Genomic DNA, 6753 nt, shown 5'->3' on the forward strand with positions numbered 1-6753 from the left:
TTCAACCTTCGTCCTTCAGCTGCCTCGCAACCCTCTCCATCTCGCTCAACCCCGCGAATGCGTCCCTGCAGTACGCGACTGGCGCCCCGTACGCAGGGGCGAGCCGATCGTTCACAAAGGATTCGGTGAGGGCGGCGCCGCCGCACAGCACCGGAATGCCGAGCCCTGCCTCGCGGAAGATCTTAAGGTCCTCGCGCATGATCTCGGTGGATGACACCAGCAGGCCCGAGAGCCCGATCGCGTCCGCCTTGTGTTCCCTCGCGGCCTCGATGACCGCGGCCGCCGGCTGCCTGATGCCCAGGTTCACGACCTTGAAGCCGTTGTTGGAGAGTATCGCATCCACCAGGTTCTTGCCTATGTCGTGGACGTCGCCGCGCACGGTGGCCAGCACTATCGTGGCCCGGTGCCCAGCCTCGCCCGCCTTCAGGTGCGGCGAGACGAGATCTATCGCAGCGCGCATGGTCTCGGCCGAGCTCAGCACGAACGGCAGCGGTGTGCGGCCTTGGCCGAAACTCTCTCCCACCTCCTGCATCGCAGGGAGCAGGACTTCGCTTATGACCTTCGACGGCTCCATCTCGCCTATCAGCGCCTGCACCAGCGCCGGGAGTCCCTCCCTTGAGCCGTCGATCACCCTCTGCCTCATCTCATCAGCAGGGGAACCCGCGGCCTTGGACTTACGCGCGGCATCAGAGTCGGAATCCTTCGAAAGGCGGCTGAGCATGAGCGCCAACGGATCGCCTTTGCTCCAGTCCCCGTCGATCAGCCTCTCCAGTATTTCGAGCGTCTCCTTCGGTATCCTGTCCAGGGGGAGGACACGCGCAGGGTTGATGATGGCTGCGTCCAGCCCCGCGCCGAGCGCCCTGTGCAGGAATGCGCTCGTGAGGTAGGCCCTGCCTGAGGCCGGAAGCCCGAACGATATGTTGCTCACGCCGAGCATGGTCCTTGCGCCGGGGATCTCCTTTTTGATCCGAGCCACCGCATCGAGCGTCTCTCTGCCGGCCGACCTGAGCTCTGGGTCGCCGCTGGCCAGCGTGAACGTGAGCGGATCGATGAGGAGGTCGCGGCGAGCGAGCCCCTCTGCCTCCGCGAGGGCGATGAGCCGCCGGGCGACCGCGAGCTTCTTATCCGCGGTCTTGGCCATGCCGTCCTCATCGATGCAGAGGCATGCGACCACGGCCCCGAACTTCAGCGCCAGGGCCAGCACGCGGCGGGCCTTTGCGCCGCCGTCCTCCAGGTTGATCGAGTTTATTATCGAGCGGCCGGGCGCGAGCGAAAGCGCGCTCTCCACCGTCTCCGGGTTCGTGGAATCCACCATGATGGCAGCGTCGGCCCTGGGCACGATCTTCGTCATCGCCCTGCGCATGTCCTTGGCCTCGTCCCTGCCCGCATAGGCCACGCAGAGGTCGAGCGCGTGGCAGGCTCCCGATGCGCTGCGCGCCACGTCGGCTATCGCGTCGAAGTCCTCCGTGAGCACCAATTCCTTAAACTTCCTGGAGCCATTCGCGTTGGTCTGCTCCGCGATTATGAACGGCCTCGGCTCCTCATCCAACGGATAGGCGGTGAACAGGCTCGACACGAAATCGAACGATCTCCCCTTCGGCTTTTGCCTTCGAGCCTGAGGTTTCGAACCTTCAGCCTTCAGCTCCCTTGCCAACGCCTCGATGTGCGCAGGAGTCGTGCCGCAGCAGCCCCCTGCGAACGCTACGCCGAAGCGCAGGACAAGGTGCGCAAGCGCGCCGGCGAACTCCTCAGGGCCCATCGAATACACCGGCTTGCCGCCCACGTTCTTCGGCATGCCCGCGTTCGGCTGGCAGACGATCGCAAAGGGCGAGGATTCGCGCAGCGAGTGCAGGTGCTCCTCCATCCCCTCGGGTCCGGTCGCGCAGTTGATGCCGAATGCCAGCGGCGAGAAGGGAGCGACGGCCGCGAGCGCCGCCGTGAGCTCGGTGCCCAGAAGCATCGTACCCGACGGCTCCACGGTCACCGAGACTATCGCCGGAAGATCCAGCCCTCGCCGCCTGTTCACTTCGTCTATGGCCGCGAGCGCGGCCTTCACCTGCAGAGGGTCCTGGCTGGTCGACGTGATGAAGAGATCCACCCCGCCCTCCGCGAGGGCGTCGGCCTGCTCCACATAGGCTGCGAAGAGGTCGGCGAACGCGATATGACCCAGGGTCGGGAGTTTGGAGGTGGGGCCAAGCTCGCCCGCCACGAAGCGCTCGCCGCCGGCCGCCGCAGCCTCCCGGCGCGCGATCTTCGCCGCCGCGATGTTGATCTCGCGAACCTTGTCGGCCATGCCGTGGTCCGAGAGCACGACCCTGGATGCGCCGAAGGTGTTCGTGATTATCGCGTCCGCGCCCGCGGCGAGATATTCCCTGTGCACGCGGGCCACGGAATCGGGCGAGATCAGGTTGAGCTCCGCGCTGCAGGAGGAGGATACCTGGGCCTCATCGAGCATGGTCCCCATGGCGCCGTCGAAGATGATGGTGCGCCTGGAGGCTATCTCCTTAAGATCCTTTGCCATTTCAGGGGATCACTAGCACGCGGACCAAAGCTCTGCAATAGCGGGGGGGTGTTGCTTACTTGCGGCGGATTGCGATCGATATTGCGGCGAGGGCGATGAGAAGGAACGAGGCCATGGAGGAGGCCTGGGCAGAGGCGACGAGCGAACAGCCTCCATCGCCGAAACCGTTGCCCTGCATCTCTTCGGGGCCAGTGCCGTACCTCGGCCCATCGTAAGGATTCACGTCCTGGCTCTCGTCCTGATCCACATCTGGGCTCACATAGTCGCCGCTCTCGCACATGTCGCCGACGTTGTCGTCGTCGGAATCGGCCTGATCCGGATTGAAGACAATCCTGCAGTTGTCGCACCAGTCGCCGATGCCGTCGTCGTCGCTGTCCATCTGGTCCGGGTTGTAATTCACCGGGCAGTTGTCGATCGGGTCCTCGAACTTGTCATGGTCGGTATCGGTGCAGACCGATGGATCCTGGTCCGCATTGAACACCGTCTTGCAGTTGTCCAGATAATCCACCACTCCGTCGAAATCGGTGTCGTCGCACACATCGCCGGCCCCGTTGTCGTTCCAGTCTAGCTGGAATCCGGCCTTCAGTTCCGCGTCTGAGACAAGGCTGTTCCCGTCCGCATCGCAATCGAGCTGATCTACGTTGCAGTTGCCGTTGGGCACGAGGGGACAATTGTCCACCGGATCGCCGTCAGGGACTCCGTTGAAGTCAGCGTCCGTCATATCCGTGTAGTCCATGATCTTGTCGCAATCCGTGTCCGTATAGACAACGCCCAGGACCTCTATGGTGCACGCATAGGCCGGAGCAGCCAGCGCCATCAGGAGCAGGGAGATCATCGCGATCTTTATTGTCTTCATCATTCGCTTCCCTCTTTCGATTTATCTACCGCCTGCGGCGCCTGATCAGCACCGCTACGGCAATCCCCGCGACAATCGACGCCAGGTTGAGAGCGCCCGGGACGCCCAGCGCCGCGCCCTGAGCAAGGGAGCAGCTGGAATGATCCAGGCTGTACAGGTTCTGGGTGTTGATCGGCGTGGTCTGCGATCCGGACGCGTCCGACGTATCGCACGCATCGCCCCTGCCGTCGCTGTCACTATCCTCCTGCACCGGATTGGGTATCGTCGGGCAGTTGTCATCATTGTCGGTCAGCCCGTCGCCGTCCGCGTCCATTATGCACGCATCGCCGAACCCGTCGTCATCCGAGTCAATCTGGTCAACGTTGGCCACGAGTCTGCAGTTGTCGCACCAGTCGCCCACGGAATCGACATCGCGGTCTTCCTGCTGCGGGTTGTAGCTTTCAGGGCAATTATCCACGTCGTCATAGATCTTGTCGCCGTCGAAGTCGGCGCACGCCGAGGGATCCTGGGTGACGTTGGAGACCCCGGGACAGTTGTCCAGATAATCCATATAGGTGTCGCCATCGGAGTCTTCGCACGCGTCGCCGATGCCGTTGTCGTCCCAGTCCGACTGGTTGCCCGCGGAGATCTCGACCAGCGTAACCGCGGCGTCGCCATCAACGTCGCAGTAGAGCGCAAAGGTCGAACAGACTCCGTTTTTCACGGTGGAGCAGTTGTCGTACTGGTCCCAGATCCCGTCGTTGTCCGTGTCCAGCGCAAAGGCCGGCGCAGCGACGAAGAGGACCGCTAAAACTGTGAAGGTTGTAAGAAACTTCCTCATGGCAAAGCTCCTGGAGTAAGCCCCCCTCTCCATCTCTATTATCGGTTGCTATGGAAAAAAGTTGCTCGAAAGTAACCGGGTTGGCCAGATAAATCTAAAATATCTTTAATAATCAATACTATAGATACGAAAAGGCCCTGCTCGCGCAGGGCCCAAAAAACCGTTTTTGCGCTGTTTATTTCCTGCGTCTAGCGGCGAGGGGCAGCATGGCTAGGGCTATCATTATATATGCCGCCATGCCGGCGCCCTGATTCGGGACCAGGCTGCAACCCGATCCTGAGCCCGATGATGCGGCATTGTAGTCATCGACCTCCTCTTCGGTCGTCGCGAGCCAGTCGCCAAGATCGGTCGAGCCGTCGCCCTCGAGGTTCTCCGGGTCGGCGTCTTCGTCGACATCGTCGTCTTCGCTTACGCACGCCGTGGAGTTGGGGATCGCAGGGCACGGGTCGCACGCATCGCCCACGAGGTCCGCGTCCGTATCCTTCTGCAAGGGGTCCACGTCCTGAGGGCAGAGGTCGCAGGCATCCCCCACGCCGTCATTATCAGTGTCGATCTGTTCCAGATCGGCGAAGCTTTTGCAGTCGTCGAAAATGTCAGGCGCTCCGTCGGAATCCGTGTCGGTTATGTCATCGATCTTAAACTGCAGCGAGCGCCCCCAGAGCACGGGGCTCACCGCGGTTCCCATCTCGAAATGTATGTACACAGGGTCCATGCCGAGAAACGATAACCAGTTTGCCATCTCCTCATCGGTCATGGCCGCAGGGTCTGAATAGCAGCGGAATATGATACCCGAGTCGGCGTGTTGCAAGATCTCGCAATTGTTTGCATTGAGATCGTACTTCATCGGTTGGTCCTCCGCATCGAGCATGATGCTCATGTCGGATTTCCTCATGGTCATGAAGACCTTTATGCCCGCCGCATCCTCTTTGGTGGTATCCACGTCGAACGCGCCGTAGAATACAAAGCTCCCCTGGTCGCCCTCCAAGTCCGCAACCGTATGCTGATAGAAGTTAACGTCCGTGGAGAAACCGGCATGAGCCGCTGCGCCAGGGATGAGAACCGCAAGGGCGATCAAGCACATTAGAAATTCACGCATAATTACCTCCTGCAATATGATATGCAGCTTCCATGCCATCGTTGTTGAGGATATTACTTAAGAATATCAGCTAGTTAGTAATTTGGCATCCTGAGATATGGAGCTTCTGCCCCATAATATGGGGGAATCGAGTCACCATAAAAAAAGGCCCTGCGGATCGCAGGGCCTCCCTTTGAGCTTTCAGCTTTGAGCGATCTCACTATCTCCTCTTCTTGATAGCGAATGCCGCGAGCGCGGCCGCAATAAAGGCAAGTCCCATCGGGTTGAACGCGGCCATGGGCATCATGGCGCACATCCCGCCCTCGCTCACTGTTGTGGCGGCCGTGGTATCGTCTGTAGTTACGCCGCTGGTGTCGCACTCGTCGCCGTATTCGTCGCCGTCCACGTTCGCCTGATCAGGGTTGTAGGTCGTGGGGCAGTTGTCAGCGCTGTCCAACACCCCGTCGCCATCCGAATCGGCATCGCCGGCGACAGGGCAACCGGATGCATCGACCACGGTGTCCACAGGTGTGCTGGGGCATGTATCCAGGTTGTCGTACACCCCGTCGCCGTCCGTGTCAGGGCAGCCGACATCGTTGACAGAAGCCCCAGCCGGCGTATCGGCGCAAGCATCCTCGTCGTCCGGCACTCCATCGCCGTCCGCCTCCACGAACCGTTTTTGTCCGTGCCGGCCGTGAACGGGCAGAGGTCAAGCCCATCCGCGACTCCGTCTCCATCCGCGTCCGTAGCAATATCGTCCGGAATACAATTGCCGTTTTCCGCCGCGATCAGGATGGAACCGGTCGATGGATATGAATCGCATCTCAAGTCGTCGGCTCCGAAACTTTTCTGTACATTCAATCTGAGCGTCGCGGTGTCCGGAAGCGCGGCATCAGAGCTCAAGACCGTAGTGGCGCAAAAAAATGACTGACCTGTAGTCACAGAAGCCGGACTCAGCACAACGCACATCAGCGGTTTGGTCGCTGAAATCGAAGTGGTCCCCTCGTCATATAGTACGGCGCGAAACGAACTCGCCGACGGATGCAATGTATCCGAGCCTGGGGTAAACGACCAATAATCTCCGAAATTAAAGGTGTCGGACATCTTTCCGAAAATGCAGATGCCCTTTTCCGTTGTGCTTATATCATGCTTCGTGATCCAGTATTTGGTCGCGTCATTTGAGAGAAAATCTTCAGCAGTGCACAACGTCATCATTTCCCCAATAACCATATCCGGCGCCCAGGCCCTTCCTGAGTAGGCGCCTGTGATGACGGCCATCGTCAGCAATGCGATCGCGATCCTCTTCATATCTCCTCCTCGCTCCCCTGGCAAAAGGCCCCACCCCTATCTCTTGCGCCTTGCAATCATGGGCAAGGCGGCGAGCAACAGCATCAGGATGCCGGAGATGTTGGGCGTTGCGACCGGCGCGATCGTGGAGCATCCGCCTCCGTCGCCCACCGTAGCAGAGGTCTCGGCGGTCG

General features: G+C 60.6%; 6 protein-coding genes. 1 reads left to right on the plus strand and 5 read right to left on the minus strand.

Going from position 1 to position 6753, the window contains the following annotated elements; genetic code table 11:
* Position 1 precedes the first annotated feature (1 nt).
* The 5 genes from WC683_12140 to WC683_12160 all read right to left on the minus strand — a co-directional run bounded on the left by WC683_12140 (position 2) and on the right by WC683_12160 (position 5942).
* Complete coding sequence (locus tag WC683_12140; protein MFA4973358.1) at positions 2–2521, minus strand: homocysteine S-methyltransferase family protein; 2520 nt, start codon at positions 2519–2521, stop codon at positions 2–4.
* 55 nt (positions 2522–2576) lie between these two features.
* On the minus strand, positions 2577–3380 hold the full coding sequence (locus tag WC683_12145) for a thrombospondin type 3 repeat-containing protein (protein ID MFA4973359.1): 804 nt from the start codon (positions 3378–3380) through the stop codon (positions 2577–2579).
* 22 nt (positions 3381–3402) lie between these two features.
* Positions 3403–4197: a thrombospondin type 3 repeat-containing protein gene (locus tag WC683_12150; GenBank protein ID MFA4973360.1), complete on the minus strand. Its 795-nt coding sequence runs from the start codon at positions 4195–4197 to the stop codon at positions 3403–3405.
* Positions 4198–4372: 175 nt separating this feature from the next.
* Entirely contained in the window at positions 4373–5293 is a 921-nt protein-coding gene (locus tag WC683_12155; protein MFA4973361.1) for a thrombospondin type 3 repeat-containing protein, read from the minus strand.
* A 199-nt stretch (positions 5294–5492) separates the two neighbouring features.
* Complete coding sequence (locus tag WC683_12160; GenBank protein MFA4973362.1) at positions 5493–5942, minus strand: thrombospondin type 3 repeat-containing protein; 450 nt, start codon at positions 5940–5942, stop codon at positions 5493–5495.
* A 597-nt stretch (positions 5943–6539) separates the two neighbouring features.
* On the opposite strand from WC683_12160, the gene WC683_12165 reads away from it, so the two are divergent.
* A partial coding sequence (locus tag WC683_12165; GenBank protein MFA4973363.1) for a hypothetical protein occupies positions 6540–6753 on the plus strand: 214 nt, incomplete at its 3' end.

Source organism: bacterium, assembly GCA_041648665.1.
GTDB lineage: Bacteria > UBA10199 > UBA10199 > 2-02-FULL-44-16 > JAAZCA01 > JAFGMW01.

Bases quoted from the DNA above. Each gene is read 5' to 3' on its own strand.
- WC683_12140 (MFA4973358.1), bottom strand. From the start codon at position 2,521: ATGGCAAAGGATCTTAAGGAGATAGCCTCCAGGCGCACCATCATCTTC.
- WC683_12145 (MFA4973359.1), bottom strand. From the start codon at position 3,380: ATGATGAAGACAATAAAGATCGCGATGATCTCCCTGCTCCTGATGGCG.
- WC683_12150 (MFA4973360.1), bottom strand. From the start codon at position 4,197: ATGAGGAAGTTTCTTACAACCTTCACAGTTTTAGCGGTCCTCTTCGTC.
- WC683_12155 (MFA4973361.1), bottom strand. From the start codon at position 5,293: ATGCGTGAATTTCTAATGTGCTTGATCGCCCTTGCGGTTCTCATCCCT.